The sequence below is a fragment of the Allobosea sp. AK1 genome, from assembly GCF_006714945.1.
GTDB classification, from domain to species: Bacteria; Pseudomonadota; Alphaproteobacteria; order Rhizobiales; family Beijerinckiaceae; genus Allobosea; species Allobosea robiniae.
Map to the genome: position 1 here is coordinate 4,188,211 of NZ_VFMG01000001.1, position 26,176 is coordinate 4,214,386.

29 protein-coding genes and 1 pseudogene are annotated in these 26,176 nt (G+C 67.8%); 22 read left to right on the forward strand and 8 right to left on the reverse strand.

Features of this window, described 5'->3' with window-relative positions; translation table 11 throughout:
- Positions 1–3: 3 nt before the first annotated feature.
- Entirely contained in the window at positions 4–759 is a 756-nt protein-coding gene (locus FHT98_RS20130; protein WP_142115064.1) for a DUF3750 domain-containing protein, read from the reverse strand.
- 146 nt (positions 760–905) lie between these two features.
- Between FHT98_RS20130 and FHT98_RS20135 the strand changes: the two genes are divergently transcribed.
- From FHT98_RS20135 to FHT98_RS20155, 5 genes are all read left to right on the forward strand, one after another.
- Positions 906–2,018, forward strand: a complete 1,113-nt coding sequence (locus FHT98_RS20135; RefSeq protein ID WP_282568655.1) for a polyamine ABC transporter substrate-binding protein — start codon at positions 906–908, stop codon at positions 2,016–2,018.
- 40 nt (positions 2,019–2,058) lie between these two features.
- Complete coding sequence (locus tag FHT98_RS20140; RefSeq protein ID WP_142115066.1) at positions 2,059–3,213, forward strand: ABC transporter ATP-binding protein; 1,155 nt, start codon at positions 2,059–2,061, stop codon at positions 3,211–3,213.
- Positions 3,210–4,112 (forward strand): ABC transporter permease, encoded by a 903-nt coding sequence (locus tag FHT98_RS20145; RefSeq protein ID WP_142115067.1) that lies wholly within the window; start codon positions 3,210–3,212, stop codon positions 4,110–4,112. Before FHT98_RS20140 ends, FHT98_RS20145 begins: the two co-directional genes overlap by 4 nt.
- Positions 4,109–4,897, forward strand: coding sequence for an ABC transporter permease (locus FHT98_RS20150; RefSeq protein ID WP_142115068.1), 789 nt, complete (start codon positions 4,109–4,111; stop codon positions 4,895–4,897). Before FHT98_RS20145 ends, FHT98_RS20150 begins: the two co-directional genes overlap by 4 nt.
- A gap of 97 nt (positions 4,898–4,994) precedes the next feature.
- Positions 4,995–5,267, forward strand: coding sequence for a hypothetical protein (locus FHT98_RS20155; RefSeq protein ID WP_061964471.1), 273 nt, complete (start codon positions 4,995–4,997; stop codon positions 5,265–5,267).
- A gap of 62 nt (positions 5,268–5,329) precedes the next feature.
- On the opposite strand, the gene scpA is transcribed toward FHT98_RS20155, so the two are convergent.
- The 4 genes from scpA to FHT98_RS20175 all read right to left on the reverse strand — a co-directional run bounded on the left by scpA (position 5,330) and on the right by FHT98_RS20175 (position 10,852).
- Entirely contained in the window at positions 5,330–7,492 is a 2,163-nt protein-coding gene (gene scpA / locus FHT98_RS20160; RefSeq protein WP_142115069.1) for a methylmalonyl-CoA mutase, read from the reverse strand.
- Positions 7,489–8,313: a bifunctional hydroxymethylpyrimidine kinase/phosphomethylpyrimidine kinase gene (thiD, locus tag FHT98_RS20165; protein WP_142115070.1), complete on the reverse strand. Its 825-nt coding sequence runs from the start codon at positions 8,311–8,313 to the stop codon at positions 7,489–7,491. Before thiD ends, scpA begins: the two co-directional genes overlap by 4 nt.
- Before the next feature lie 14 nt (positions 8,314–8,327).
- Positions 8,328–10,301 carry a methylmalonyl-CoA mutase subunit beta gene (locus tag FHT98_RS20170; RefSeq protein WP_142115071.1) on the reverse strand — a complete coding sequence of 658 codons (1,974 nt, stop codon included), beginning with the start codon at positions 10,299–10,301 and terminating at the stop codon, positions 8,328–8,330.
- Positions 10,302–10,468: 167 nt separating this feature from the next.
- Entirely contained in the window at positions 10,469–10,852 is a 384-nt protein-coding gene (locus tag FHT98_RS20175; protein ID WP_091855735.1) for a DUF2267 domain-containing protein, read from the reverse strand.
- Between the two features lie 154 nt (positions 10,853–11,006).
- Between FHT98_RS20175 and FHT98_RS20180 the strand changes: the two genes are divergently transcribed.
- Positions 11,007–12,551, forward strand: coding sequence for a helicase HerA-like domain-containing protein (locus FHT98_RS20180; RefSeq protein WP_091855734.1), 1,545 nt, complete (start codon positions 11,007–11,009; stop codon positions 12,549–12,551).
- A gap of 115 nt (positions 12,552–12,666) precedes the next feature.
- Here FHT98_RS20180 and FHT98_RS20185 read toward each other — a convergent pair whose 3' ends face one another.
- The gene (locus FHT98_RS20185; RefSeq protein WP_142115072.1) at positions 12,667–14,010 is read right to left on the reverse strand and encodes an Nramp family divalent metal transporter; all 1,344 of its coding nucleotides are present in this window, start codon (positions 14,008–14,010) and stop codon (positions 12,667–12,669) included.
- Positions 14,011–14,258: 248 nt separating this feature from the next.
- Between FHT98_RS20185 and FHT98_RS20190 the strand changes: the two genes are divergently transcribed.
- The 9 genes from FHT98_RS20190 to FHT98_RS20230 all read left to right on the forward strand — a co-directional run bounded on the left by FHT98_RS20190 (position 14,259) and on the right by FHT98_RS20230 (position 21,379).
- Positions 14,259–15,641, forward strand: a complete 1,383-nt coding sequence (locus FHT98_RS20190; RefSeq protein WP_142115073.1) for a M20/M25/M40 family metallo-hydrolase — start codon at positions 14,259–14,261, stop codon at positions 15,639–15,641.
- The gene (locus tag FHT98_RS20195; protein WP_142115074.1) at positions 15,638–16,219 is read left to right on the forward strand and encodes an LOG family protein; all 582 of its coding nucleotides are present in this window, start codon (positions 15,638–15,640) and stop codon (positions 16,217–16,219) included. The genes FHT98_RS20190 and FHT98_RS20195 overlap by 4 nt, the downstream gene beginning before the upstream one ends.
- A gap of 160 nt (positions 16,220–16,379) precedes the next feature.
- Positions 16,380–16,781 carry a hypothetical protein gene (locus FHT98_RS20200; RefSeq protein ID WP_142115075.1) on the forward strand — a complete coding sequence of 134 codons (402 nt, stop codon included), beginning with the start codon at positions 16,380–16,382 and terminating at the stop codon, positions 16,779–16,781.
- Positions 16,759–18,021 (forward strand): DNA-packaging protein, encoded by a 1,263-nt coding sequence (locus FHT98_RS20205; protein ID WP_142115831.1) that lies wholly within the window; start codon positions 16,759–16,761, stop codon positions 18,019–18,021. Before FHT98_RS20200 ends, FHT98_RS20205 begins: the two co-directional genes overlap by 23 nt.
- Positions 18,022–18,057: 36 nt before the next feature.
- Positions 18,058–19,239, forward strand: a complete 1,182-nt coding sequence (locus tag FHT98_RS20210; RefSeq protein WP_142115076.1) for a phage portal protein — start codon at positions 18,058–18,060, stop codon at positions 19,237–19,239.
- Positions 19,236–19,436 (forward strand): hypothetical protein, encoded by a 201-nt coding sequence (locus FHT98_RS20215; RefSeq protein ID WP_170843290.1) that lies wholly within the window; start codon positions 19,236–19,238, stop codon positions 19,434–19,436. Before FHT98_RS20210 ends, FHT98_RS20215 begins: the two co-directional genes overlap by 4 nt.
- Complete coding sequence (locus FHT98_RS20220; RefSeq protein ID WP_139163476.1) at positions 19,433–19,615, forward strand: hypothetical protein; 183 nt, start codon at positions 19,433–19,435, stop codon at positions 19,613–19,615. Before FHT98_RS20215 ends, FHT98_RS20220 begins: the two co-directional genes overlap by 4 nt.
- Positions 19,615–20,112: an HK97 family phage prohead protease gene (locus FHT98_RS20225; protein WP_465246935.1), complete on the forward strand. Its 498-nt coding sequence runs from the start codon at positions 19,615–19,617 to the stop codon at positions 20,110–20,112. The genes FHT98_RS20220 and FHT98_RS20225 overlap by 1 nt, the downstream gene beginning before the upstream one ends.
- 22 nt (positions 20,113–20,134) lie before the next feature.
- Complete coding sequence (locus FHT98_RS20230) at positions 20,135–21,379, forward strand: phage major capsid protein (RefSeq protein ID WP_142115078.1); 1,245 nt, start codon at positions 20,135–20,137, stop codon at positions 21,377–21,379.
- A gap of 6 nt (positions 21,380–21,385) precedes the next feature.
- Here the strand turns inward: FHT98_RS20230 and FHT98_RS20235 are convergent, their stop codons facing one another.
- A complete protein-coding gene (locus FHT98_RS20235) occupies positions 21,386–22,228 on the reverse strand; it encodes a S1 family peptidase (RefSeq protein WP_142115079.1) in 843 nt (280 codons plus the stop codon).
- A gap of 63 nt (positions 22,229–22,291) precedes the next feature.
- Positions 22,292–23,071: a S1 family peptidase gene (locus FHT98_RS20240; protein ID WP_142115080.1), complete on the reverse strand. Its 780-nt coding sequence runs from the start codon at positions 23,069–23,071 to the stop codon at positions 22,292–22,294.
- A gap of 112 nt (positions 23,072–23,183) precedes the next feature.
- Here FHT98_RS20240 and FHT98_RS20245 point away from each other — a divergent pair, with 112 nt between their 5' ends.
- The 7 genes and pseudogenes from FHT98_RS20245 to FHT98_RS20275 all read left to right on the forward strand — a co-directional run bounded on the left by FHT98_RS20245 (position 23,184) and on the right by FHT98_RS20275 (position 26,171).
- Positions 23,184–23,753, forward strand: coding sequence for a head-tail connector protein (locus FHT98_RS20245; protein ID WP_185745226.1), 570 nt, complete (start codon positions 23,184–23,186; stop codon positions 23,751–23,753).
- Between the two features lie 2 nt (positions 23,754–23,755).
- Positions 23,756–24,091 carry a phage head closure protein gene (locus FHT98_RS20250; RefSeq protein ID WP_142115082.1) on the forward strand — a complete coding sequence of 112 codons (336 nt, stop codon included), beginning with the start codon at positions 23,756–23,758 and terminating at the stop codon, positions 24,089–24,091.
- On the forward strand, positions 24,088–24,498 hold the full coding sequence (locus FHT98_RS20255) for a DUF3168 domain-containing protein (protein WP_142115083.1): 411 nt from the start codon (positions 24,088–24,090) through the stop codon (positions 24,496–24,498). Before FHT98_RS20250 ends, FHT98_RS20255 begins: the two co-directional genes overlap by 4 nt.
- Positions 24,499–24,578: 80 nt before the next feature.
- Positions 24,579–24,989 (forward strand): phage major tail protein, TP901-1 family, encoded by a 411-nt coding sequence (locus tag FHT98_RS20260; protein ID WP_142115084.1) that lies wholly within the window; start codon positions 24,579–24,581, stop codon positions 24,987–24,989.
- Positions 24,990–24,999: 10 nt separating this feature from the next.
- Positions 25,000–25,341 carry a gene transfer agent family protein gene (locus FHT98_RS20265; protein WP_142115085.1) on the forward strand — a complete coding sequence of 114 codons (342 nt, stop codon included), beginning with the start codon at positions 25,000–25,002 and terminating at the stop codon, positions 25,339–25,341.
- A 26-nt stretch (positions 25,342–25,367) separates the two neighbouring features.
- A pseudogene (locus FHT98_RS20270) lies at positions 25,368–25,538 on the forward strand (phage tail assembly chaperone); the annotation flags it as partial.
- A gap of 36 nt (positions 25,539–25,574) precedes the next feature.
- The gene (locus FHT98_RS20275) at positions 25,575–26,171 is read left to right on the forward strand and encodes a phage tail tape measure protein (protein WP_248309264.1); all 597 of its coding nucleotides are present in this window, start codon (positions 25,575–25,577) and stop codon (positions 26,169–26,171) included.
- Positions 26,172–26,176 lie beyond the last annotated feature (5 nt).

Genomic DNA, 26,176 nt, shown 5'->3' on the forward strand with positions numbered 1-26,176 from the left:
GCTCTAGACGCCGACCCGCCCCCAGCCCGGCAGCTTCAGCGCCGGGCTGCGCAGGTCGAGCCCGGCGACGAGGCCGAGCAGGTTGATCTCGATGCCCTCGACCCAGCCCACGGTCACGCCGGCAAGACCGTAGAGTGAAGCCTGGATGCCGGTGCGGCTGGCGGTCAGCCCGGCGAAGAGGCCGTCGGCGCGCCAGTCCTTGCCGAGCGCTGTCGGCGGCAGCGCCTGATGGAGCTCGGGCACCTCGGCCAGGACATGCTGGACGAAGCTGTTCGAGTTCGGGCCCGGCCAGGCGAGATAGCTGCCGGGGCTGGAATAGGCGTAATCCGCCACGGCTGCCCTTATGCGCGGGATCAGGCGCTCCGCTGCCTCACCCCGGATTTCGACGACGGATTCCGGCATGTTGCCGAACCAGCGGCCATCGGCCTCGCGATGGTTGACCCTGAGCGGCGCGCCCCAGCCGACGACGTCGAAGCGCGTATAGGCGCTGGCGCCGCGCTCCTTCACTACGATCCAGGAATGATGGGCGAAGATGCCGCGCCAGCGACCAACGCGGGCGGCGAAGACGTGCACCGTCGCTTCGGGCTCTACGGAAGCCGCGGGCAGGAGTTTGGCACTCGTCCAATCGGCGCGTCGCCAGTCCGGCGCATGCGTCTGCCAGTACCACCAGCCCGCATGGCTCGCGAGCGGCAGCAGGAAGGCGATCGCGAAGAACAGCAGGAAGCGGCGGAACAGGCGCATGCGGTACGGTATGTGCATGGCGGCGCGAGCCGGCAAGGATGCGGTCGTTCACGCTTGCGTCAGGCGCAGCTTGCCTGTGCGCGGGCGTTCGGTCGCGGCCGCTGGCGGTTGATGCCGAGGGGAAAGCTGGTAGCGTGCGCGCGCCAACACGATGGAGGGGCGGATTGGGTAGGACGGCGAAGCGACTGACCGAGGCGATTGCGGCTTGCGCGATCGGACTGGGACTTCTGGCCACACCAGTGGCCGCGCAGGACAAGCAGCTGCGCATCTTCAACTGGTCGGACTATGTCGATCCGGAGGTGCTGGACGCCTTCAAGAAGGAAACCGGCATCACCGTCGTCTACGACACCTTCGACCAGATGGAGACGGTGGAGACCAAGCTTCTCGCCGGCAAGACCGGCTACGACCTGATCGTCGTCACCGCTTCCTTCCTGCCGCGCCATATCCCGCTGGGCCTCTACCAGCCGGTCGACAAGGACAAGGCGCCGAACCTCAGGAATATCTGGCCGGAAATCCAGACACGGCTCGGCAAGTACGATCCCGGCAACAAATACGCCGTGAACTACATGTGGGGCACCACCGGCATCGGCTACAACGTCGCGAAGGTGAAGGAGCGGCTCGGCCCCGATGCGGTGGTCGATTCCTGGAAGATCGTCTTCGAGCCCGAGCAGCTCAAGAAGCTGTCGAATTGCGGTGTGCATGTGCTCGACGCGGTCGAGGAGATGTTCCCGGCGGCCCTGCGCTATCTCGGGCTCGATCCCGACTCGAAGAAGGAAGCCGATCTGAACAAGGCCGGCGAACTCCTGCGCAAGATCCGCCCGCATATCCAGAAATTCCATTCTTCGGAATACATCAACGCGCTGGCGAATGGCGATATCTGCCTGGCCGTCGGTTATTCCGGCGACATCCTCCAGGCCAAGAAGCGCGCCGAGGAGGCCAAGAACGGCGTCCAGATCGCCTATTCGATCCCGAAGGAAGGCGCGCTGATGTGGTTCGACTCCTTCGTGATCCCGAAGGATGCCGGCAATGTCGACGCAGCGATGAAGTTCATCGATTTCGTCAACAAGCCGGAGATGGCCGCAAAGAACTCGGACTTCATCCAGTATGCCAACGGCAACCTCGCTTCGAAGCCGTTCCTGTCGGCGGCGGTGCGTGACAATCCCGGCATCTATCCGTCGGACGAAGTGATGGGGCGGCTCTACACGATCACGCCCTATGACCAGAAGTCCCAGCGGCTGGTGAACCGGCTCTGGACCCGCGTGAAGACCGGCAAGTGAACGCGACCAAGTGACCGGAACGGCACGGATCGCGAGCGCCATGAAGAAGACCTCGCCCGGCAGCGTGCGCCGGGCCTTCCAGCCCTGGAACGACCCGGCGGCGAAGCCGCTGGTGGAGCTCCGGGGTGTGACCAGACGCTTCGGCGACGTTACCGCCGTGGGCGATCTCTCGCTCGCGCTCTACCCGCGCGAGTTCTTCGCGCTGCTTGGGCCTTCCGGCTGCGGCAAGACCACGCTGATGCGCATGCTCGCCGGCTTCGAGACGCCGGATGCCGGCACGATCCTGCTCGATGGGCAGGACATCACCGGCATTCCGCCGCATCTGCGGCCGATCAACATGATGTTCCAGTCCTACGCGCTGTTTCCGCATCTCAGCGTGGCCGGCAACATCGCCTATGGGCTGAAGCGGGAAGGGCTGCCGCGCGCCGAGATCGACCGGCGCGTCGAGGAGATGCTGGCGCTGGTCAAACTCTCCGGTCTTGGCGGGCGCAAGCCGCACCAACTCTCCGGCGGCCAGCGCCAGCGCGTCGCGCTGGCCCGGTCGCTGGCCAAGCGCCCGAAGCTGCTGCTGCTCGACGAGCCGATGGCGGCGCTCGACAAGAAATTGCGCGAGCAGACCCAGTTCGAACTGATGGACCTGCAGAGCGAACTCGGTCTCACCTTCATGGTCGTCACCCACGATCAGGACGAGGCGATGACCATGGCCGACCGCATGGCGGTGATGGACCATGGCAAGCTTGTCCAGATCGGTCCGCCCGACGTGATCTACGAGGCGCCGGCCAACCGCCACGTCGCGGAGTTCGTCGGCGACATCAATATCTTCGAAGGCCGGATCGCGTCGGTCGAGGGCGAACTGGTTCGGGCAGAGGTGCCGCTCGTCGGTACCGTCGAACTCGACGAGGAGGCGCTGGCCCTGAAGCCGGACGAGCCGCTTGTCGTCGGCATCCGGCCCGAGAAGATCGAGATCGGCCATGACGAGCCGGGGCAGGCCGTCAACAAGGTCGCGGGCGAGATCTGGGATATCGGCTATCTCGGCGACTTCACCATGATCCAGGTCATGCTCGGCGGCGAGGGTGGCCAGCTCGTCAAGGTCGCGCTCGCCAACCGTACCCGCCGGATGGCCCGCCCCTTCGCCTGGGACGACAAGGTCTGGCTCTCCTGGGATGTCGAGGCCGGCGTAGTGCTGCCGCCATGAGCGCGGTCGCTTCGCTGCAGCGGCTTCGCCGGCTCGTCGTGGCCGTGCCGTACCTCTGGCTCACGCTGTTTTTCCTCGCGCCCTTCGCCATCGTGCTGCGCATGGCCTTCTCGCAGTCTGCGATGGCTCTGCCGCCCTATGCGCCGCATTGGGAAGGCCTCGCCCGGCTCGGCGAGTTTCTCTCGCAGCTCGACCTCGCGAATTTCAGCCTGCTGGGCGACGATCCGCTCTACTGGCAGAGCTATCTCTATTCCTTGCGCATCGCGGCGCTGACGACCGTCTTCGCGCTCGCGATCGGCTATCCGCTCGCCTATGCCATGGCCACGGCCCCCGCGCGCTGGCGCGGCCTCCTGCTGGTCTTCGTGATCTTGCCGTTCTGGACCTCCTTCCTGATCCGCGTCTACGCCTGGATCGGCATCCTCAGGCCGGAAGGTTTGCTCGATGCGACGCTTGGCCTGCTCGGTTTCGAAGGCGAGCCCTTGCGCCTGCTCAATACCGAGACGGCGGTGCTGCTCGGCATGGTGTATTCCTACCTGCCCTTCATGGTGCTGCCGCTCTTCGCGACGCTGGAGAAGCTTGACCGCGGTCTGCTGGAGGCGGCTGCCGATCTCGGCGCCACGCCGGTCACGGCCTTCCTGACAGTGACGCTGCCGCTCTCGCTGCCGGGCATCCTCGCGGGTTCCGCGCTGGTCTTCATTCCGGCGGTGGGTGAATTCGTTATCCCCGACCTGCTCGGCGGCCCCGACACCGTGATGATCGGCAAGCTGCTCTGGAGCGAGTTCTTCTCGAACCGTGACTGGCCCTTGGCCTCGGCCGTGGCGGTGGTGCTGCTCGTCGTGCTCGTCCTGCCGCTCGTCCTGCTCCAGCGCGCGCGGTTGCAGCGGGAGCTGGCGGCATGAGCCGGCTCGGTCCCGGATTGATCCTGGCGCTGATCGTCGGCTTCGCCTTCCTCTACCTGCCGATCCTGACGCTCGTCGCCTATTCCTTCAATGCCTCGCGGCTGGTGACGGTCTGGGGCGGCTTCTCGACCCATTGGTACGGCGCGCTGATGCAGAACCAGCCGCTGCTTGATGCCGCCTGGCTCTCGATCCGCCTCGGTTTCGTCTCGGCGACGCTGGCGACGATCCTCGGCACGCTGGCGGCACTCGCTCTGGCACGGCATGGCCGCTTCCGGGGCCGCCTGCTGTTCTCGGGCATGGTGCTGGCGCCGCTCGTCATGCCCGAGGTGGTCACCGGCCTGTCGCTGCTGCTGCTCTTCGTCGCCGCCGATGTCGAGCGCGGTTTCTGGACCGTGACGATCGCGCATGCGACCTTCAGCCTCGGCTTCGCCTGCATCGTCGTGCAGTCGCGGCTCGCTGGTTTCGACCGCTCGCTGGAAGAGGCGGCGCAGGATTTGGGAGCCACGCCCTTCGTCACCTTCTGGACCGTGACCCTGCCCTTGATCTGGCCGGCGGTCGCGGCAGCCTGGATGCTGGCCTTCACGCTCTCGCTCGACGACCTCGTCATCGCGAGCTTCACCACCGGGCCGGGTGCGACGACGCTGCCGATGCGGCTCTATTCGGCGGTGAAGCTCGGCGTCTCACCCGAGATCAACGCCGCCTGCACGATCATGATCGGGGCCGTCGCCGTCGTCGTGATCGCGGCTTCGCTGCTTTTGAAGCGCGAGCAAGCGTCGGGCAGATAAACGACGGCTGAACGGCGCCCTCAAAGCCCGTTCAGCCACGACCTGCGAATGTCCGATCCGTGGCAGGGCGATCCCTGCCGGAACAGGACATGAGACCATGTTTGGCAATCGCGCCCGGATCGGTTTGGCTGCCCTTGCGCTTAGCGGCGCGGTGCTCGCAGTTTCGGCATTCGCCGGGGTGGGCGAGGCGCAGGCCTTCGGTGGCCGTTATGAGCGCTCCTACGAGCGCCCGGCCTACGGCTACGGCTGGCGCCCGGCGCCGCCCGCCGTCCACGGCTTCTGGGGTCAGCGCCGCTGGCATCGCTATTCCGATAGTTACGGCATGCGGCAGCCTGCGCCGCGCTACGGCTATGGTTACGGCTGGCGGTAAGTGTCGCCACGTCGGTCGTAATCATGGGGCGGGCGCTGCCGGCTGGCAGCGCCCGCCTTCTTTTATTCAGCCGCCGTCCGCTGGGCATAGCCGAGGCGCTCGTTCAGCTCCTGCAGCAGCTTCTCTGCGGCGTCCGCGATCACCGTTCCGGGCGGGAAGATCGCCGAGGCGCCCGCCTCGATCAGCGTATCGAAATCCTGCGGCGGGATGACGCCGCCGACCACGATCATGATGTCCGGCCGGCCGGCTTTGGCCAGCGCCGCCTTCAGCTCCGGCACCAGCGTGAGATGTCCTGCCGCGAGCGACGAGACGCCGACGATATGGACGTCGTTCTCGACAGCCTGCCGTGCCGCCTCGTCGGGAGTCGCGAAGAGCGGGCCGATATCGACGTCGAAGCCGAGATCGGCGAAGGCCGAGGCGATGACCTTCTGGCCGCGATCGTGCCCGTCCTGGCCCATCTTGGCGACGAGGATGCGCGGGCGGCGCCCATCCGATTCCTCGAAATCCTGGCAGAGCAACTGGACGCGCGTGACGGCTGGGTTCATGTCGCCGACCTCCCGCTTGTAGACCCCCGAGATCGCCTTGATCTCGGCCCTGTGGCGCCCGAAGACCTTCTCCATCGCCAGCGAGATCTCGCCGACCGTCGCCTTGGCGCGGGCGGCCTTCACCGCGAGGTCGAGCAGGTTTCCGTTGCCGGACGCGCCGTTGGTGAGCGCGGTGAGGGCAGCTTCGACCTCGGTCTCGTTGCGCTCGGCCTTGAGGCGCCTGAGCTTGTCGAGCTGCTGGGCGCGCACCGCGGCATTGTCGACCTTGAGTACGTCGATCGCTGCTTCGCTCTCCGGCTTGTAGCAGTTGACGCCGATGATCGCCTGCTGGCCGCCATCGATGCGGGCCTGCGTCTTGGCGGCAGCCTCCTCGATGCGCAGCTTCGGGATACCGGCCTCGATCGCCTTGGCCATGCCGCCGAGCTTCTCGACCTCCTGGATATGGCCCCAGGCCTTCTCGGCGAGTTCGGCGGTGAGCCGCTCGACATAGTAGGAGCCGCCCCAGGGATCGATGATCCGGGTCGTGCCGCTCTCCTGCTGCAGCAGGATCTGGGTGTTGCGGGCGATGCGAGCCGAGAAATCGGTCGGCAGCGCCAGCGCCTCGTCGAGCGCGTTGGTATGCAGCGACTGGGTATGACCCTGGGTCGCCGCCATCGCCTCGATCATGGTGCGCGGCACGTTGTTGAACACGTCCTGCGCCGTCAGCGACCAGCCGGATGTCTGGCAATGGGTGCGCAGGGGGAGGGATTTCTCGTTCTCGGCGCCGAAATCCTTGACCAGCTTCGCCCAGATCAGCCGGGCGGCGCGCATCTTGGCGACTTCCATGAAGAAGTTCATGCCGATCGCCCAGAAGAAGGACAGGCGCGGCGCGAAGACATCCACCGAAAGGCCCGCCCGCTGGCCGGCGCGGATATACTCGACGCCATCGGCGAGCGTGTAGCCGAGCTCGAGGTCCTGCGTCGCCCCGGCCTCCTGCATGTGATAGCCGGAGATCGAGATCGAGTTGAATTTCGGCATGTTCGCCGAGGTGTAGGCGAAGATGTCGCCGATGATCCGCATCGAGGGCGAGGGCGGGTAGATATAGGTGTTGCGGACCATGAACTCCTTGAGGATGTCGTTCTGGATGGTCCCCGAGAGCTTGGCCTGCGGTACGCCTTGTTCTTCCGCCGCGACGATGTAGAGCGCCAGCACCGGCAGCACGGCGCCGTTCATCGTCATCGACACGCTCATCTGGTCGAGCGGGATGCCTGAGAACAGCGTGCGCATGTCGTAGATCGAGTCGATCGCGACGCCAGCCATGCCGACATCGCCGGCGACGCGCGGATGGTCACTGTCGTAGCCGCGATGGGTCGCGAGATCGAAGGCGACGGAGAGGCCCTTCTGCCCGGCGGCGAGGTTGCGCCGGTAGAAGGCGTTGGAATCCTCGGCCGTGGAGAAGCCGGCATATTGCCGGATCGTCCAGGGCTGGTTGACATACATGGTCGGGTAGGGGCCGCGCAGATAGGGCGCGATGCCCGGCAGGCTGTCGACGAAGGGCAGGCCGTCGCGGTCGGCCGCCGTATAGACCGGCTTGACCGGGATATCCTCGGGCGTCTGCCAGGCTTCGCCCGTGGGCAAGGCACTGGCGGCGGGGCGAGCCCCTGCGAAGGCGAGCTTCGTGAAATCCGGGATCGCGGTCATGACTGGCTCCCCTCGGTCCTGTCCCACCAATGGTGGAAATGATGCACCGGTCCGTGGCCTTGGCCAACCGCAACCTGATCGGCGGCAGCGATGGCTGCCGAGATATAGGTCTTGGCGTGGCCGACGGCCTCCGGCAGCTCCAGTCCCTTGGCCAGATTGGCGGCAATGGCGGATGACAGCGTGCAGCCGGTGCCATGGGTGTTGCGCGTTTCGAGCCGTGGCGCGTTGAAGCGCTGGCGCGCGCCGCCTGCGAGCAACAGAAGGTCGCTGCTGATCTCGCCGGTGCCGTGCCCGCCCTTGACGAGAACGTTCGCTGCGCCGAGCGCCGCGAGCTTCTCGGCCTGCTCGTCCATCGCTTCATCGGTTTCGGCCGGGCTGGTGCCGAGCAGGGCGGCGGCCTCCGGCAGGTTCGGCGTGATCAAGGTCGCAAGCGGGAAGAGATGCGTGCGGATCGCCTCGACGGCCGCGCTTTCCAGCAGCCGTGCCCCGGAAGCGGCGATCATGACGGGATCGAGAACGATGTTCTTCGCGCCGTGGCGCTTCAGCCCGGCCGCGACGGTCTCGATCAGTTCGGCCGTCGCCAGCATGCCGATCTTGACCGCGCCAACGTCGAGATCCTCGAACACCGCGTCCATCTGCTGGGCGACGAAGTCGCGCGGCACGGCATGGATGGCGCTGACGCCTCTCGTGTTCTGCGCGGTCAGCGCGACGATGACGCTGGCGCCATAAACCTGATGCGCCGCGAAGGTCTTGAGATCGGCCTGGATGCCGGCGCCGCCGCTCGAATCCGAACCGGCGATGGTGAGGGCGATGGCAGTCAAACTCTTGTCTCCGGTCAGGCGCCTGCGATGGCCTGCGCTTGCGTGAGCGTCTCGATCACGTCGCAGCCCATATAGATGAACGTGGCGACGCCGGCCTTGTTCAAGGCCTCGGGCTCGGTCGGTCGACCGGCGAGCCAGACCGTCGCGCCGGCCTTGGCGAGTGCCTCAGTCGCCGCTGCGCCTTCCGCGGCATAGGCCGCATCCGAGCCGCACAGGCAGGCGAGCTTCGCACCCGAAGCGCGGAAGGCGCCGGTGAGGGCGTCGAGATCGGTTGCACCGTCCTTGGCGAAGCCGTCGCCGCTTGGCGCGGCGAGCCCGCCTGCCTCGAACAGGTTGCGGGCGAAGCCGGTCCGTGCGGTGAAATCGGCGATCGGGCCGAGCGTCGCCAGGAACACGACCGGGCGCTTCGATTGGGCGTCGGCCTTGTCGCGCAGCGCCTCGAACGGCTCTGACAGCCTGAGCGAAGGTAATGGCTCCGCTTGCAGGGCCGTGCCGGGCGCGGCCAGCGCATCGGCCCGGCCGGCTCCGCCGGCGAATGAGCGGATAATCTCGCTCTGGTTCCGCTCGGCGAGACTGCCCTGCGTGCGCTGCCTGTCCAACCTGATTGGCGTGACGGCGAGTACCGCAGCGACGTTTTCGCGGATATTCGGGAACTCGCTGGTGCCGGTGATCGGCTCGCGCCGCGTCGCCACGGCTTTGGCGCGGGCCGCGCGCTGCTCCGCCAGCATCTTCTGGAGATGACCGTCGACCAGGGCTGCGACGATGCCGGCGAGATCGCCGCTGCGCTGCTGCTCGATCTCCTGGAAGATCTGCCAGGCCTGCTCGCAGAGCGTCTGCGTCAGCGTCTCAAAACCGCCGGCGCCGGCGGCGGGATCGGCAACGCGCCAGAGATTGCTCTCCTCCAGCAGGATGAGCTGGGTGTTGCGGGCGACGCGGCGCGCGAAGGCATCGGGCAGGCCGAGCGCGGCGGTGAAGGGCTGGACGGCGATCGAATCCGCGCCGCCGATTCCAGCAGAGAAGGTGGCGACGGTGCCGCGCAGCAGGTTGACGTTGGGATCGCGCTTCGTCAGCGAACGCCAGGCGGTCTCGGCATGAATGCGCGCCGGCTTCGGCGTGAGGCCGCAGGCCTGCTGGACGCGGTTCCAGAGCAGTCGCGCGGCGCGGAACTTGGCCACCGTCAGGAATTCGTCGGTATCGGCGACCAGCGTGAAGGCCAGCGCATCGCGCGCCTCGGACAGCGTCATGCCCTGCGCTTCGAGCGTGCGCAGATAGGCGACGGCGGTCGCAAGCACCGCGCCGAGTTCCTGCGCCTCGCTGGCGCCGGCCTCGTGATAGGGCCGGCTGTCGACCTCGATGAACGGTCCGGCAAAGCCGCGTTCCTTCAGCGTGCGGATCGTTGCCGCCAGACGGCGGCCAAGCTCGGGCCAGGGCGCCGCCAACGAGCCGCGGCTGGCGAAGACGCCGATCGGATCGAGGCCGAATGCGATTGAGAGCTCGCTCGGCGCGTGCCCGCGCTTCTGGATCAGGGCGGCGAGCAACAGGGCGTTGATGCGGCCCTGCGGGGCCGGATCGAGCCGCAGATGGATCAGGTCCAGCATGACGCCCTGGAGCGCGGCATCGAGCGTCGTGACGTCATCGGCGATGAGGCCATAGCCGCGCGCCGCCAGCGCGCCGGCGAAGCTGATGGTCAGGGTGTCGGCGCCGCCTTCGAGATCGGTGAGAGCCAGTGCCCGTGCCTCGTGCGGATGCGGATGGTCGAGACGGGCAGCGACATGCCAGCGTCCGGCCTCGGCACGCAGCGCCCGTGCAGGCGCGGAGGCAGCGGGATAGAGCGGCTCGATGCGGATGCCGTCCGCGGTCCGGCCGACAAGCTTCTTCTCGAAATCGGCACCCTTCAGGACCTTGTCGACCGCCGCTCGCCAGGCGTCATGTGACGGCGCCGCGAAAGCGTCGAGATAGGGAGGGTCGGATGGGGCAGCCGAGTTCATGCGCGCCGATGCTCCTCTTCCGCATAATGTGCAGTCGTGGAACGCTGATTGCCATGGGGGCGCGCGCACCGCCACCCCTACTTCGTCGCAAGGCAGGTGCGAGAATGCAAAAACGCCGCGGCGCTATCCTGAGACAGCGCCGCGGCGTTCTGGGAATTCCAAGGGGATCAGACGAACTGGCCGAGGCCCGGAATCGCGCCGACGATGGCGCCCATCGCATCCTCGCCGGCCTTCTCGCGACCGACCGTGAACATTTCCTTCGAGACGCTCTGGATCTGGCCCATCGACAGGCCAGCGCCCATCAGCTGGCCGCCGAGCGCCATGACGCCGCCGCCGCCCATCAATCCGCCGATCGCGCCGAGCATGCCGCCCTTGGCGCCGCCTTCGGCATCGGCCAGCGCCTGCGCGCCGGGCAACGCCGCCATCAACTGGCCGATCTCGGCGGCCGGGCCTTCCTTCTGCAGGAAGGCGAGGATGATGCCGACCGCCTTGCGGGCGAGCTCCTCATTGATGCCGGCGGCCCCAGCCACGCGCGTCAGCAATTCTTCCATGGATCCAAAACCCCTCGTCAAATGGCTTCGCCACGAAGCCTCCAAAATAGTTTATATGTTTACGATCTGATTTCCAACGGCCCCGGGCTTCCGCCTTCTGCGTCGTTTGGTTACACCCTTGCCGGACCGATTTGAAACCTGATGGGCGAATTCAATGGCGAATGACGGCGCGATTCTGATCGGCAAGAGCGGCAAGCCCGAAAACCTCCTGCTCAAGCTCGCCAATCGCCATGGACTGGTGACGGGCGCCACCGGCACCGGCAAGACGGTGACGCTGCAGGTCATGGCCGAGGGTTTCGCCCGCAACGGTGTCCCGGTCTTCGCTGCCGACATCAAGGGTGACTTGTCCGGCATCGCGGCGCCCGGCGATTCCAAGCCGCCCTTCGTCAACCGGGCCAAGGAGCTCGGCCTGAAATACGAGCCTGACCAGTTCTCGACCGTGTTCTGGGACGTGTTCGGCGAGCAGGGCCATCCGGTCCGCGCCACGATTTCCGAGATGGGGCCGCTGCTGCTGGCGCGCCTGCTCGACCTCAACGACACGCAGGAAGGGGTGCTCAACATCGCCTTCCGCATCGCCGACGAGCAGAAGCTGCTGCTGCTGGACCTCAAGGACCTGCGCGCGATTCTGAGCTTTATCGCCGAGAATGCGCAGGAGCTGACGACCAAATACGGCAACGTCACCTCGGCGACGGTCGGCACGATCCAGCGCGCCTTGCTTGTTCTGGAGAACCAGAAGGGCGATCTCTTCTTCGGCGAGCCGGCGCTCGACATCAACGACCTGATGAAGACGGATCGCGACGGACGCGGCATCGTCAACATCCTCGCCGCCGACAAGCTGATGAACAATCCGCGGCTTTACGCGACCTTCCTGCTCTGGCTGCTTTCCGAGCTGTTCGAGCAGCTTCCGGAGGTTGGCGATCTCGACAAGCCGAAGCTCGTCTTCTTCTTCGACGAGGCGCATCTGCTCTTCAACGGCGCGCCCAAAGCGCTGCTGACGGCGGTCGAGCAGGTCGTGCGCCTGATCCGCTCGAAGGGCGTCGGCGTTTATTTCGTCACGCAGAACCCGCTCGATATCCCCGATACGGTGCTCGCCCAGCTCGGCAACCGCGTCCAGCACGCGCTGCGTGCCTTCACCCCGCGCGACCAGAAGGCGGTGCGTGCCGCCGCCGAGACCTTCCGCCAGAACCCGAAGATCAACACCGAGGAGGCGATCAGCCAGCTCGCCGTCGGCGAGGCCCTGATCTCGATGCTCGAAGGCAAGGGCTCGCCCGAGATGGTCGAGCGCGCCCTGATCGCGCCGCCGATGGCGCAGGTCGGCCCCTGCACCCCGCAGCAGCGCCAGCAGGCGATCAACGCTTCGCCCGAAAAGGGCAAGTACGACACCATGGTCGACCGGGAGTCGGCCTATGAAGTGCTGATGAAGCGCAAGAACCTCAACCCGGACGGCTCGCCGGTCGAGGCGTCGACGGATGGCGGCGGGGGCGGCGGCATCCTCGACACGATCGGCGGCTGGCTCGGTGGCGGGGCGCCGCAGCAGCGTCCGAAGACCGGGCCGGGCTCGCGTGGCGGCCCGCTGCCGCAGAGCATGGCCGAGAAGGTCATCACCTCGGCCGCCCGCTCGGCCGCGACCTCGATCGGCCGGCAGGTCGGCACCGCGATCCTGCGGGGTATTCTGGGCTCGATGTCGGGGAAGCGCTGAGGGCTGCCTCACAGCGTCATTCTCGGGCGAAGCGACGCTTCGACCCGAGAATCTCAAGACGAGAGGACGCTGGTCCTGAGATGCTCGGGTCAGGCCCGAGCATGACGGCGGTGCGTCACGCCCCCGTGGCGAAATCGTAGATCAGCTTGAGGTTCAGCACGATGATGATCGCGGCGATGATGCCCGCGGTCAGGCTGAGCCAGCGCGGCGCGACGAGCGCACCCATCTTCTGCTTCGAGGCCGTGAACATCACGAGCGGCACCACCGCGAAGGGCAGTTGCAGGCTGAGCACGACCTGACTCAGGATCAGCAGCTTCGCCGTTTGGCTTTCGCCATAGATCAGCGTGACCGCGATCGCCGGTACGATCGCGACCAGGCGCGTCACCAGCCGACGCATCCAGGCGGGCAGGCGGATGCGGAGGAAGCCCTCCATCACGATCTGGCCGGCCATGGTCGCGGTCACCGTCGAGTTCAGGCCGCAGCAGAGCAGGGCGATCGCGAAGAGCGAGGGCGCGATCGAGGCACCGAGCAGGGGCTGGAGCAGCTCTTGCGCCTTGCCGAGCTCGGCGACGTCGTGGTGGCCGGCCTTGTGGAAGGTCGCGGCGGCGAGGATCAGGATCGAGGCATTGATCAGCAGCGCGAAGCAAAGCGCGACGGTGGAGTCGATCGTCGCGAATTTCAGGGCCTCGCGCTTCTCCGGCAGCGTCTCGCCATAGGCGCGGGTCTGCACGATGCCGGAATGCAGGTAGAGGTTATGCGGCATCACGGTCGCGCCGATGATGCCGAGCGCGATGTAGAGCATGTTCGGATTGGTCACGATCTCGGTCGTCGGCGCGAAACCGCGGATGACCTCGCCCCAGTTCGGATCGGCGAGCGCGATCTGGATGCCGAAACACAGCGCGATGACACCGAGCAGCGTGATGATGAAGGCTTCGATCCAGCGGAAGCCGCGCGTCTGCAGCCAGAGGATGATGAAGACATCGAAGGCCGTGATCAGCACGCCGATCTCGAGCGGGATGCCGAAGAGCAGGTTGAGGCCGATCGCGGTGCCGATCACCTCGGCGAGGTCGGTCGCGCAGATCGCGAGTTCGGCGAGCAGCCAGAGCGGCAAGGCCATATAGGGCGGATAGGCGTCGCGGCAGGCCTGAGCGAGGTCGCGGCCGGAGGCGATAGCGAGCCGCGCGCAGAGCGATTGCAGGATGATCGCCATCAGGTTCGAGATCAGCGCGACGACGAGCAGCGTGTAGCCGTACTGGGCGCCGCCGGCGAGCGAGGTCGCCCAGTTGCCGGGGTCCATATAGCCGACGGCGACGAGATAGCCCGGCCCGAAGAAGGCGAGGAACTTGCGCCAGGTCGACGAGGTCGGCGTGACCTTGATGGTGCGAAAGACATCCGTCAGGGACGGCTCGCCCCGCGATCGAAGCCAGATCGACGAGGATTCGGGGCCGCTTTGCGTCATCACGATGCCTTGCTGCAACTTGGTTGCAATAAGGGGTATCGGCTTCCCATCGCCGTGTCAACGCAATTGCGAATGATTGGCAATTAGAGATCTGGACATCTCACCCTGTCCTTCCGGATTGCTTCGTCGGCTTCGCCTTCTCGCCATGAGGGCGGGGAGGGCGCCGGGCGGCAATGCGCGAATAGAGGCTGACGCCCGCAGCGGGGCTTGCCATGATGGCGTCATCTGAATCGCATCCGATGGCTGTCATGACCAAGCTTCCCGCTATTCTCGCCCGCCTCGACGACGGGCTCGATGCCTCGCTCGACCGTCTCTCCTCCTGGCTCGAAATCCCCTCGATCGGCACCGATCCGGCCTTCAATGCTGAGACGCGCGCTGCCGCCGAATGGCTGCGGGCCGATCTGGAAACGCTCGGCTTCAAGGCGGAACTGCGCGAGACCGGCGGGCATCCCGTCGTCCTCGCCCATCGCCCCAAGCCTGGCGCGCCGCATGCGCTGTTCTACGGCCATTACGACGTCCAGCCGGTCGATCCCGTCAGCCTCTGGGACACCGACCCGTTCAAGCCGGTCGTCCGCGAGCTGGAGCCCGGCCGCAAGATCATCTCGGCGCGGGGCGCCTGCGACGACAAGGGCCAGGTGATGACCTTCATCGAGGCCGTGCGCGCGACGCTGGCCGAGACCGGCGACCTGCCGATCGGCCTGACCATTCTGGTCGAGGGCGAGGAGGAATCCGGCTCCGTCAACCTGCCCGGCTACATCAAGGCCAACGCGGCCGAGCTGAAGGCGGATTACGCGCTGGTCTGCGACACCGGCATGTGGGACCGCGAGACGCCGCTGATCACCTCGACCTTGCGCGGCATGGTCTATCAGGAGGTGACGCTGACGGCCGCCGACCGCGACCTGCATTCCGGCCTGTTCGGCGGCGCTGCCGCCAACCCGATCCATATCCTCGCGCGCATCCTCGGCGAGATCCATGACGAGACCGGCCGCATCGCCATTCCCGGCTTCTACGAGGGCGTGCACGAGCCGACCAATGCCCAGAAGGCCGAATGGGCCGACCTCAACCTGACGGAGAAGGAGTTCCTCGGCCAGGTCGGGTTGAAGCACTCCATCGGTGAGAAGGGCCGGATGCTGATCGAGCAGATCCAGTCGCGCCCGACCTGCGACGTCAACGGCATCTGGGGCGGCTATACCGGGGAGGGCAGCAAGACCGTCATCCCCGGCAAGGCCTCGGCCAAGGTCTCCTTCCGCCTCGTCGGCGACCAGGATCCGGCGAAGATCGCGGCCGCCTTCCACCAGTTCATCCACGAGCGCCTGCCCGAGGACGTGACCGCCGAATTCATCAGCCATTCCGGCTCGCCGGCGCTGGCCGTGCCGGTGGATTCGCCTGTGCTCCAGAAGGCGCGCGTCGCGCTCGCCGAGGAATGGGGCGGGCGCGTCGTCTCGATCGGCAGCGGCGGCTCGATCCCCGTCGGCGGCGATTTCAAGCGCACGCTCGGCATCGACACGCTCTTCGTCGGCTTCGGCCTCGACGATGACCGGGTCCACTCGCCCAACGAGAAATACGACCTGTCCTCCTTCCACAAGGGCCAGCGTTCCTGGGCCCGCATCCTGCAGGCTCTCGGTTCATGAGATCGGTTTGCGTCTTCTGCGGCTCCAACCCCGGCAATGACCCCGTCTATGCGGCAGGCGCCCGCGCCATGGGCGCCGAGATTGCCCGGCGCGGCCTGACGCTGGTCTATGGTGGCGGCGCGGTCGGCCTGATGGGTATCGTCGCCAATGCCGCGATGGAGGCCGGCGGCCAGGTCCATGGCGTCATTCCGCAGGCGCTGAAGGACAAGGAGGTCGGCCATGTCGGGCTGACCCGGTTTGAGGTCGTCGACACCATGCACACCCGCAAGGCACGCATGGCCGAGCTCTCGGACGGCTTCATCGCAATGCCCGGCGGCATCGGGACCTTCGAGGAGCTGTTCGAGATCTGGACCTGGGGCCAGCTCGGCATCCACGCCAAGCCGCTCGGCCTGCTCAATGTCGCCGGCTTCTACGATCCGCTCGCGACCTTCCTCGATCGCACCGTCGAGGCGGGCTTCCTCAAGCAGAACCACCGGGCGATGGCGATGACCGATACCGAGCCGGCGACGCTGCTCGACCGGATGCAGAACTACGTGCCGGCCGCGACCTATAAATGGATCGAGAAGGAACAGGCATGACAGCTCTGGGGCGATGCATCTCAGGGTTGTAGGAATTTTATCCTTGACATCGTGGCGATGATCCGGTAGAGATCAGGAACGCTCACGAAATCTGCCCGAACGAAGCCGCCGCGCTCTGCCGCCGGCGGCTTTTTCGTGCCTGTTATCCGAGAGGGACGTCATGGCCGAACAGGATAGCGCGACGCCGCAACCGCCCTCCGAGCCGAAGCCGAAACGTACGGCGGTGTCCCGCAAAGCGGTGGTGGGCCAGCTCTGGCGCGCCGCCAAACGCCAGATCGATACCCATGAGGAGCATCTCGCCGACCTGCCGAAGGGCACGACCGCGAGCGAGGCCGACGCCAAGGCGCTGGCGGTGCTCGCTCGCACTGTCCGCGAGCTGGTCGCGATCGAGGAGCCCCTGGCCGCAAGGAAGGACAAGCACACGGATGAGCCTTCCGCTGCCGACGATCTGCGACATGTCGCACAGCTCCGTCAGGATCTTGCTCGACGTCTTGAGGCCCTTGCCGCTCAGGACGCGAGTGAGAATTCTCAAGAAGCTGATGCCGACGGCGACGCCGGATGAGGTCGAACTCATCCGGAATACCTGGGACATCTGGGCACGTCCCGATCAACTGCCAACCGAACCGCTGAAGCCGATCTGGCTGGTGCTGGGTGGGCGTGGCGCCGGCAAGACTCGCACCGGGGCCGAATGGGTCAAAGGCATGGCGCTGGGCCACCCACCCTTCGCGGATGCGCCGACGGAGCGGATCGCCCTCGTTGGCGAAACACAGGCACAGGTTCGCGACGTCATGATCGAGGGCGTTTCGGGACTGCTCTCGATCCATGCGCGCTGGGAGCGGCCGACATGGCAGCCCTCGTTGCGCCGCTTGCAATGGACGACCGGCGCGATCGCGCAAGTTTTCACCGCCGAGGATCCCGAGGCGCTGCGCGGCCCGCAATTCGGCGCCGCCTGGTCCGACGAACTGGCGAAATGGCCGAACCTTGGGGAGTGCTGGGACATGCTGCAATTCGGCCTGCGTCTTGGCGACAATCCCCGCCAGGTGGTGACGACGACGCCGCGCCCGCTGCCATTGGTGAAGCGCCTCCTGGTCGAGCCGCATGTCGCGGTGAGCCGGGCACGGACGCAGGACAACCGCTACAACCTCGCCGCCGAATTCGTCCGCACGGTCACGCAGACCTATGGCGGGACGCGGCTCGGCCGGCAGGAGCTCGATGGCGAGATCGTCGAGGAGAGCCCGGATGCGCTCTGGACGCGCGCCATGATCGAGGCGGCCCGCGAGCGTGAGAGCCCGGCGCTCGCCCGGATCGCAGTCGCAGTCGATCCGCCGGCGACCTCCTCGCAGCGGGCCGACCGCTGCGGGCTCGTCGTGGCTGGTGTCGACCATGACGGCCTCGGCCACGTGCTGGAGGACGCGACCTTGGCCGGCGCGCGGCCGCAGGAATGGGCGGAGAGGGCGGTCGCGCTCTATCGCCGCCATGAGGCCGATGCGCTGATCGTCGAGGTCAACCAGGGCGGCGAGATGGTCGAAAGCATCATCCGGGAGGTCGATGCCGGCGTTCCCGTCGTTTCGGTGAGGGCGACGCGTGGCAAGTATCTCCGGGCCGAGCCGGTGGCGGCGCTTTATGCGCAGGGCCGGGTACGCCATGCCGGGGCCTTTCCCGCGCTCGAAGACGAGATGTGCGCCTTCGGTCCGCGCGGCCTCGAAACCGGCCGCTCGCCGGATCGGCTCGATGCGCTCGTCTGGGCGCTCACGCATTTGATGCTCGCGCCGAAGGCCCGGCCGCGGGTGAGGGGGATCTAGCCCTCGCTTCTTTCACGCTCAAACAGCGAGGCATCCATGTTCGATTTTCTTCGCAGCCTGCGCGGCCGAGCCGCGCCGGGCCAGAAGCGTTCGCGCGTCGGGCCGCTGATCGCGCTGCACGAGACGGGGCGCGCCGTCTGGACGCCGCGCGACTACGTTGCTCTCTCGCGGGAGGGCTATGAGCGAAACCCGGTCGTACATCGCTGCATCCGGCTGATCGCGGAAGCGGCGGCGCAGACGCCGCTCGTCGCCAAGGTCGGCTCGCGCGAGGTGCCGGAACATCCGGCGCTCGCGCTGATCGAGCGGCCCAATCCGCGCCAGGGCGGCATTGCCTTCCGCGAGATGCTGGTCGGCCACCTGATGGTCGCCGGCAATGCCTACGTCGAGGCGGTGAGCACCGGTCGCGAACCGCGCGAGCTCTATGCACTGCGGCCCGACCGGATGCGTGTGGTGCCCGGCCGCGACGGCTGGCCCGAGGCCTATGACTATACGGTCGGCGGCGACACCGTGCGCTTCCGGCAGGATGAGGGCGGCTTGCCGCCGATCCTGCACCTGACGCTGTTCCATCCCGTCGACGACCATTACGGCCTGTCTCCGATCGAGGCGGCGGCGGTCTCGCTCGACATCCACAACGCCGCCGGGAGCTGGCACAAGGCCCTGCTCGACAATGCCGCGCGGCCGTCCGGCGCCCTGGTCTATGACGGGCCGGAAGGCGCGACGCTGACCGAGGCGCAGTTCGAGCGGCTGAAGCAGGAGCTGGAGGACTCGTTCCAGGGCGCTCGCAATGCCGGCCGCCCCTTGCTGCTCGAAGGCGGGTTGGACTGGAAGCCGCTCTCGCTGACGCCGGCGGAGCTCGATTTCGTCGCCGCCAAGGGCGTCGCCGCCCGCGAGATCGCGCTCGCCTTTGGTGTGCCCCCGTTGCTGCTCGGCCTGCCCGGCGACAACACCCACGCCAATTTCGCCGAGGCCAATCGGGCGCTCTGGCGCCAGACCGTCATTCCGCTGGTGCGCCGGACGGCGCAGTCGCTGGCGCAGTGGCTCGGCCCGGCTTTCGGCGATGAACTCGTGCTGGAGCCCGATCTCGACGCCATCGAGGCGCTTGCCGAGGAGCGGGAATCGCTCTGGCGCCGGCTCGGTGCTGCGAGCTTCCTCGACGAGGACGAGAAGCGGGAGGCCGTCGGCTATGGCCGGCGCGCCTCCGGGAAGGAGGTCTCATGAACATGCTCGAACAGGTCGTCGCGGCCTTTGTCGGCCGCGCCGATGTCGGCCATCTCGGCCTGCTGCTCTGGGCTGCGAGCGCCTCGGGGCTGGCCTGGCTCGTCCTGCGCGAGCTGACCGCCGCCAATCGCCGCTTCGACGATTTCGTCCGCGAGCTCAACCGCTTCAACGCACGCCACGAAGGGGACCCGTCATGAAAGGCAGAAACGGTGTGGCCAAGCCTCCGCCCAAGGCTCCCGCGGCGGCCGGTCGCGCAGGGAGGGCGCCGCGCAACGGCGCGCCGGTCGAGACTTTCAGCCGCTTCGTCAGCCAGCTCGCCAAGCTCGAGGCCGGGCGGACGAAGGGCGGCCGGGACGGTGCGGAGGGGGAGCGATGATGCCAGCCCGCGCCTCGTTCGAATCCAAACTGCTGCCGGTCCAGCCGGCCCGGGTCGGATTGGACGGCCTGTTCGAAGGCTATGCCAGCCTCTTCCGTATTCCCGATCTCGGCAAGGATATCGTCGAACCCGGCGCCTTCCGCGAGAGCCTGCAGCGGCGCGGGCCGGGCGGCGTGCGGATGCTCTGGCAGCATGACCCGGCCGAGCCGATCGGGCGCTGGTCGAGCCTCATCGAGGATGGCCGCGGCCTGTTCGTGCGCGGCCGGCTCTCGCTCGCCGTCGCCCGCGCCCGCGAAATCCACGCGCTCATGCTCGACGGCGCGATCGACGGGCTGTCGATCGGTTTTCGCCACGAGAAGGCCCGTACCGAACCCCGCACCGGCCTGCGTCGACTCGAACGCATCGATCTCTGGGAAGTGTCGGTCGTGACCTTCCCCATGCTGCCCCAGGCCCGGATCGCCGCCGTCAAGGCGATGCGGCCTTCCGCCTTCATCTGACTGATCACCCCGAGGAGAGACCATGAGCCATCTCAACACCGCGCCTGAGACCAAGGCTGCCGGCGCCGATCTCGCACTGGCTTTCGAGGATCTGCGCTACACGCTCGAAAACTACCGCGCCACCAACGAGGAGCGCCTTGCGGGCCTCGAAGCGCGCCAGGGCGCCGACCCGCTGACCGAGGAGAAGCTCGTCCGCATGGACGCGGCGCTCGACGACACCATGCGCCGCATCGACCGGCTGACGCTGGAGCGCGCCCGCCCGGCGCTGGGCCAGGACGGCCCGCGCGATCCGCTGACGGCGGAGCACAAGGCCGCCTTCGCTTCTTACGTCCGCACCGGCGAGGCCGGCGGGCTGAAGCGGCTGGAATCCAAGGCGCTCTCGGCCGGCTCCGGTCCGGATGGCGGCTATCTCGCGCCGGCGACCGTCGAGGGCGAGATCCTGCGCCGCCTGGCGAATGTCTCGCCGATCCGCTCGCTCGCCACGGTCCGTACGATCTCGTCGGGCACCTACAAGAAGGCCTTCTCGACCACGGGTCCGGCCTCCGGCTGGGTGGCTGAGACGGCGGCGCGGCCGCAAGGGTCTTCGCCGACCCTGGCCGAGCTCTCCTTCCCGGCCATGGAGCTCTACGCCATGCCGGCAGCGACGCAGACCCTGCTCGACGATGCCATCGTCGATATCGACCAGTGGATCGCCGAGGAGGTCGAGAGTGCCTTCGCCGAGCAGGAAGGCGCTGCCTTCGTCAACGGTGACGGCGTCGACAAGCCCAAGGGCTTCCTGGCCTATCCGACGATCGCCGATGCGAGCTGGAGCTGGGGCAATATCGGCGTGCTCAACACCGGCGTCGCAGGGGCCTTTCCGGCCTCCAACCCTGCCGACGTGCTCATTGATCTCGTCTATGCGCTGAAGGCCGGCTATCGCCAGAACGCTTCCTTCGTGATGAACCGCAAGGTTCAGGCGACGGTCCGCAAGTTCAAGGACGCCAACGGCCATTATCTCTGGCAGCCCCCGGCCTCGGCCGGCGCGCCGGCGACACTGCTCGGCTTCCCGCTGGTCGAGGCTGAGGACATGCCGAATATCGCGACCAGCGCGGTCTCGATTGCTTTCGGCGATTTCCGGCGCGGCTATCTCGTCGTCGACCGGGCGGGGGTGCGCATCCTGCGCGATCCCTATTCGGCCAAGCCCTATGTCCTGTTCTACACGACCAAGCGCGTCGGTGGCGGCATCCAGGATTTCGCCGCGATCAAGGGGCTGAAGTTCGCGGTCTGAGCTATTTCAGCGCGAAAACCACCAGCTGAAGGCGGCGCGCGGCTCGGCCGCCTGCTCCGGCGGCGGCTCGCGGCCGAGCGAGCGCAGCCGTGCGCTGCCCTCAGCGATCCAGTTGCGGTAGTCACTGACTGGCGTGATCGCGGTGAAGCCGCCGCAGATTCGCTTCGCCCGTGTCTTCAGCGGGCCGCTCGACCAGCTGACGATGCCAACGAGTTCGCGCGAGCGGGCTCCGCCCCGCAGCACCGGTCCGCCGGAATCGCCACGGCAGGCGCCGGCCCCCTCCGTCTCGCCGCGGGCTTCGGCGTCGACCGCGACCTTGACCGTGTTCTGCGTGGTGTAATTGCCGGCGTTGACGAGCTGCGTCTCCCGCAGGCGACGGGCCGTGCGCTTGTTGTTCTCCGCCGACAGCCCGTAGCCGGCCATGGTGATGGTCTCGCCCTGCCAGAGGCCGCTGCCGAGCGTCAAAGGCTCGATATCCCCGGGCAGCGGTTGCGCCAGGCGCAGTAGGGCGAGGTCCGTGCCGGGCTGGGTGCGGGGCGTCGTCCCGGGCACGAAGCTCGGATGCGGCAGCACCGCGACGACGAGCTGACGCCGCGCCCGGAAGCGGGCGTCGAGGCTGACGACGCTGATCGAGCCGCCGCCCATCAGGCAATGCGCCGCGGTGAGGACGATCTCGGGCGCGATCACCGCGCCCGAGCAGAGTTCGCCCCGGCTCGTCTCGATTCTGACGGTCGAGGCACGGGCGCCGAGCGCATCGCGCGAAACGACGCCGCCGACCACGGCGCGTGCCGGATGAGCGGCGCCGACGACAAGGAAACAGGCAAGGGCGAGCAGTGAGCGAGGGATCATGAAGCAAACCAATGGACCGGCCGATCAATCTAGGGAGTGGCGCGCCACAGTCCAGCCTTTCCGTCAGCGGTCACGAGTCCAGCGGGCCGTTTCGCCCCATTTCGACAGGGTCTTGTCGATCCAGCCGCGCTGCGGCGCGACCAGGACGCCCTGGCTGAGCAGGCCGCATTGGCGCCCGGCCGGCCCGGTCGACCAGCTCGTGACCGCGACGATTCCGCCGTCGTTGAAGATCGGCCCGCCCGAATCGCCCTGGCAGGCGCCGGCGCCCGGCCGCTTGCCCCCGCCGGCATTGTCGGCGGCCCAGAGCAGGATGCGGCCGGGTCCATAGGGCTCGACGGCGGTCAGCGCCGCCGAGCGATAGGTGCCGGTGCTGCGGGCCTCGCCCTCGCGGGAGACGCCGTAGCCGGCCAGCGTGATGCTGCTGCCGGCGCGCGGCAGCGAGCCGTCGACGAGGCTGGCCGCGCTGAACCGGCCGGGCAGGGGCTCGGTCAGGCGGATCAGCGCAAGGTCGATCGTGCGACGGCGGCTGCGAATCGCGCCCGCGTCGAATTCCGGATGCAGTGAGACCGAGGCCGGCACGATCAGGACCGGTTCGCCGGCGTCACGCCAATGGACGCGCAATTCCGCGCCGCCGGCCGCGCAATGGGCGGCGGTCAGGATGGCGCGCGCCGACAGGACGATGCCTGTGCAAACCCCGCCGCGGGCATTGAGCACCATCAGGGTCGAGCCGGCTGCCGGTCCGCCCTCCTGCCCGGCCACAACGGCCTGCGCGGGGCTGGGACCGAAGCTGCTGGCCGCGGCACAGGCGAAGCCGATGGCGGCGATCCGGTTGGCGATGTGCATCGGGGGCTCCTCTCCGAGAGAGCGCTGATAGCGCGCCCGGCGCCCCAGATGAACCCTCTCGGCTGCTTCTTTGCAGTCGTTCCATGAAATCGAACCGATGAAGGGAGCGCTCATGACGCCGCTTGCCCTGGGCCCGCCGGCGATGGAGCCGGTGACGCTGACTGAAGTCCGCCAGTTCCTGCGCCTCGATCAGACCGACGAGGACGCCCTGGTCGCCACCCTGATCACGGCCGCGCGGCTGATGATCGAGGCAGCGTCGGGCCGCTGCCTGGTCGAGCAGCCCTGGCGCATCGTGCTCGACCGCTGGCCGGCCGGTGGCGAGATCCGCATGCCGCTCTCGCCACTGCTGCGGATCGAGGCCGCGCGTGTCTACGACGTGCTGGGTGCGGCGCAGGAGGTGGCGACCGCGTCCCTGACCTTGGACGAGGCCGCCGACCCGCCGGTCATTCGCCTGACGGGAGAGGTGCCCGAGATCGGCCGTGCGCATGGCGCGATCGAGATCGACGTCGCTGCCGGCTACGGGGCGACCGCCGTCGCCGTTCCCGCGCCGTTGCGGCAGGCGGTCCTGCGTCTCGCCGCCCGCTGGTTCGAGCAGCGTGGCGACGTTGCCGGGCGCGATGCGCAGGCGCTGCCGGCTGCCATTGCCGCGCTGGTCGCGCCGTTCCGCCGTGGGAGGCTGTGATCATGGCGGAGCAATCTGCCGCCGTTGGCCGGATGCGGCGCCGGCTCGTGCTGGAGGCGCCGGTGGCTTCGCCTGATGGCCTTGGTGGCGAGACGCAGAGCTTCGAGACTGTTGCTGCACTTTGGGCGCAGGTCGAGTGGATTTCGGGCACCGAGGTCTGGCGTCAGGGGCGGCCGGAGCAGTCCCGCAACTACCGCATCACCATGCGCTGGCGCAGTGATGTCGATGCCGGCCGGCGCCTGCGCGATGGCGATCGCCTGTTCGATATCCGCTCCGCCGCCGATCCCGATGGCGCGCGCCGGCGGCTGGTCTGCCTGGTCGAGGAGGTGACGCCATGAGTGACGCCATCCTTGCGCTGCGTGCCGCCGTTCAGGGGCGCCTCGTCGCGGATTCAGGCCTGACCACGCTGATCGGCTCCGATCGCATCTTCGACGAAGCCCCGCGCGCGGCGCGCGGGCTCTATGTCGTCCATGGCGAGGTCGAGGCGCGCGACTGGTCGACCGGCAGCGATCGCGGCTGCGAGCAGGACTTCGCGCTCGTCGTCTGGGCCGCACAGAGCGGCTCGTCGCGCCAGGCGCTCGAGGCGGCCGGCCTGATCGTCGCGGTGCTCGATCAGGTCGATCTCGCCCCGGACGGGCATGCGCTGGTCAATCTGCGCTGGCTGTCGAGCCGGCTCGCTCGCGAGACGCGCAACGGCCTCCCCCATGTGACGATCCGCTTCCGCGCCGTCACCGAAACGCTTTAGGGCCCTGTTTTATCGCATTTTTTTCACGCGAACCGGTTCCCACTTCGCTCGAAAATGCTTCAGATACAAAGGAGAGCCGCATGACGGCACAGAAGGGCAAGGATCTGCTGCTCAAGGCGGCGGATGGCGCCGGCGGCTTCGTCGCGGTCGCCGGCCTGAGGGCGCGACAGATCGCCTTCAACGCCGAGACCGTCGACGTGACGCATTCGGAATCGGCCGGGCGCTGGCGCGAGTTGCTGGCGGGTGCCGGGGTGCGCCGTGCCAGCATCAGCGGCGCCGGCATCTTCAAGGACGAGGCCTCCGACGCGCTCGTCCGCCAGACCTTCTTCGACGGGACGATCCGGGACTGGCAGATCGTCGTGCCGGATTTCGGCACGATCGCGGGTCCGTTCCAGCTCACGGGCCTCGAGTATCGCGGCGACCATGCCGGCGAGGTCACCTTCGACCTGTCGCTGGAATCGGCCGGGCTCCTGGCCTTCGCGGCGCTTTGAGGAGGCGGTCATGGTCAATCGTCATCGCGGCGAAACCGCGCTCATGGTCGCCGGCGAAACCCTGCCGATGCGGCTCACGCTCGGCGCTCTCGCCGAGCTCGAACATGCCTTCGCCGTCGACAGCCTGCCGGCGCTGGGCGAGCGCTTCGTCGAGGGCAGGCTTTCCGCCCGCGACATCATCCGCATCATCGCGGCGGGCTTGCGTGGAGCGGGCAGGGCGATCCGTGACGAGGATGTCGCGGAACTCTCCTTCGACGGCGGCCTGAACGGCGTGATCAAGGCGGCGGTCGCCTTGCTCGAAGCCACTTTCGGCGAGGGCGATGCGCCCCGCCCTCCGCAGCCGCCGGCGTAGGTGCGCCGGCGGGTTTTCCCTGGGACGAGGTGATGGCCTTCGGCCTTGGCCGGCTGGCCTGGCCGCCCGAGTTTTTCTGGGCGGCAACGCCGCGCGAGATCGCGGCGGTGCTGCGGGCCCATCAGGACCGGTCCCGAGGCTCCCCTCCGGAGCGCCCGGCACTCACGGCGCTGATGGACGCCTTCCCCGACGCCTGAGGCGGCAATTCCAACCAACCTATCGAGGTGATGGTCATGACGGATGATGACGGCATCGATGCGGGACACCTTTCCGATCTCAGGACGATGGACAGGCTGACCCAGTCATTGAACCGATCCTCGGAGAGTTTCGGGAAGTCGATCGTCAGCGCCTTCTCGCGCGGCGCCGTCGAGGGCAAGCGCTTCGAGGACGTGCTGCGCAGCGTCGGCCGCTCGATGACCGACAGCCTGCTCAAGACGGCGCTGAAACCGCTGCAGACCGGGCTGTCGAGCCTGCTCGGGAGCAGCATCAAGGGCTTGAGCGGCCTCTTCGGGGGCATCGGGCTGGGCGGGGCCGGTGGCAGCGTTCCGGTCGCTCCTTTCGCCGAGGGCGGCATCGTCGCCTCGCCCTCCTATTTCCCGACCGGGCGCGGCCTCGGCCTGATGGGCGAGCGCGGCGCCGAGGCGATCATGCCGCTCGCTCGCGGCCCGGACGGGCGGCTCGGCGTGCGTGCCGGCGGCGGCGGGCAGGCCCGGCCGCTCAATGTCGTCGTGCAGGTCTCCACCCCCGATGCCGAGAGCTTTCGCCGCTCGGAGGCGCAGGTCTCGGCCGCTATCGCCCGCGCGGTCGCACGCGGCAGACGCGCGCTCTGAAGGAG

What these genes read in the sequence shown, in the direction of transcription:
- FHT98_RS20130 (WP_142115064.1), bottom strand. Translation starts at nt 759, where the DNA reads ATGCACATACCGTACCGCATGCGCCTGTTCCGCCGCTTCCTGCTGTTC.
- FHT98_RS20140 (WP_142115066.1), top strand. Translation starts at nt 2,059, where the DNA reads ATGAAGAAGACCTCGCCCGGCAGCGTGCGCCGGGCCTTCCAGCCCTGG.
- FHT98_RS20145 (WP_142115067.1), top strand. Translation starts at nt 3,210, where the DNA reads ATGAGCGCGGTCGCTTCGCTGCAGCGGCTTCGCCGGCTCGTCGTGGCC.
- FHT98_RS20150 (WP_142115068.1), top strand. Translation starts at nt 4,109, where the DNA reads ATGAGCCGGCTCGGTCCCGGATTGATCCTGGCGCTGATCGTCGGCTTC.
- FHT98_RS20155 (WP_061964471.1), top strand. Translation starts at nt 4,995, where the DNA reads ATGTTTGGCAATCGCGCCCGGATCGGTTTGGCTGCCCTTGCGCTTAGC.
- scpA (WP_142115069.1), bottom strand. Translation starts at nt 7,492, where the DNA reads ATGACCGCGATCCCGGATTTCACGAAGCTCGCCTTCGCAGGGGCTCGC.
- FHT98_RS20170 (WP_142115071.1), bottom strand. Translation starts at nt 10,301, where the DNA reads ATGAACTCGGCTGCCCCATCCGACCCTCCCTATCTCGACGCTTTCGCG.
- FHT98_RS20175 (WP_091855735.1), bottom strand. Translation starts at nt 10,852, where the DNA reads ATGGAAGAATTGCTGACGCGCGTGGCTGGGGCCGCCGGCATCAATGAG.
- FHT98_RS20180 (WP_091855734.1), top strand. Translation starts at nt 11,007, where the DNA reads ATGGCGAATGACGGCGCGATTCTGATCGGCAAGAGCGGCAAGCCCGAA.
- FHT98_RS20185 (WP_142115072.1), bottom strand. Translation starts at nt 14,010, where the DNA reads ATGACGCAAAGCGGCCCCGAATCCTCGTCGATCTGGCTTCGATCGCGG.
- FHT98_RS20190 (WP_142115073.1), top strand. Translation starts at nt 14,259, where the DNA reads ATGACCAAGCTTCCCGCTATTCTCGCCCGCCTCGACGACGGGCTCGAT.
- FHT98_RS20195 (WP_142115074.1), top strand. Translation starts at nt 15,638, where the DNA reads ATGAGATCGGTTTGCGTCTTCTGCGGCTCCAACCCCGGCAATGACCCC.
- FHT98_RS20200 (WP_142115075.1), top strand. Translation starts at nt 16,380, where the DNA reads ATGGCCGAACAGGATAGCGCGACGCCGCAACCGCCCTCCGAGCCGAAG.
- FHT98_RS20205 (WP_142115831.1), top strand. Translation starts at nt 16,759, where the DNA reads ATGCCGACGGCGACGCCGGATGAGGTCGAACTCATCCGGAATACCTGG.
- FHT98_RS20210 (WP_142115076.1), top strand. Translation starts at nt 18,058, where the DNA reads ATGTTCGATTTTCTTCGCAGCCTGCGCGGCCGAGCCGCGCCGGGCCAG.
- FHT98_RS20215 (WP_170843290.1), top strand. Translation starts at nt 19,236, where the DNA reads ATGAACATGCTCGAACAGGTCGTCGCGGCCTTTGTCGGCCGCGCCGAT.
- FHT98_RS20220 (WP_139163476.1), top strand. Translation starts at nt 19,433, where the DNA reads ATGAAAGGCAGAAACGGTGTGGCCAAGCCTCCGCCCAAGGCTCCCGCG.
- FHT98_RS20225 (WP_465246935.1), top strand. Translation starts at nt 19,615, where the DNA reads ATGCCAGCCCGCGCCTCGTTCGAATCCAAACTGCTGCCGGTCCAGCCG.
- FHT98_RS20230 (WP_142115078.1), top strand. Translation starts at nt 20,135, where the DNA reads ATGAGCCATCTCAACACCGCGCCTGAGACCAAGGCTGCCGGCGCCGAT.
- FHT98_RS20235 (WP_142115079.1), bottom strand. Translation starts at nt 22,228, where the DNA reads ATGATCCCTCGCTCACTGCTCGCCCTTGCCTGTTTCCTTGTCGTCGGC.
- FHT98_RS20240 (WP_142115080.1), bottom strand. Translation starts at nt 23,071, where the DNA reads ATGCACATCGCCAACCGGATCGCCGCCATCGGCTTCGCCTGTGCCGCG.
- FHT98_RS20245 (WP_185745226.1), top strand. Translation starts at nt 23,184, where the DNA reads ATGACGCCGCTTGCCCTGGGCCCGCCGGCGATGGAGCCGGTGACGCTG.
- FHT98_RS20250 (WP_142115082.1), top strand. Translation starts at nt 23,756, where the DNA reads ATGGCGGAGCAATCTGCCGCCGTTGGCCGGATGCGGCGCCGGCTCGTG.
- FHT98_RS20255 (WP_142115083.1), top strand. Translation starts at nt 24,088, where the DNA reads ATGAGTGACGCCATCCTTGCGCTGCGTGCCGCCGTTCAGGGGCGCCTC.
- FHT98_RS20260 (WP_142115084.1), top strand. Translation starts at nt 24,579, where the DNA reads ATGACGGCACAGAAGGGCAAGGATCTGCTGCTCAAGGCGGCGGATGGC.
- FHT98_RS20265 (WP_142115085.1), top strand. Translation starts at nt 25,000, where the DNA reads ATGGTCAATCGTCATCGCGGCGAAACCGCGCTCATGGTCGCCGGCGAA.
- FHT98_RS20275 (WP_248309264.1), top strand. Translation starts at nt 25,575, where the DNA reads ATGACGGATGATGACGGCATCGATGCGGGACACCTTTCCGATCTCAGG.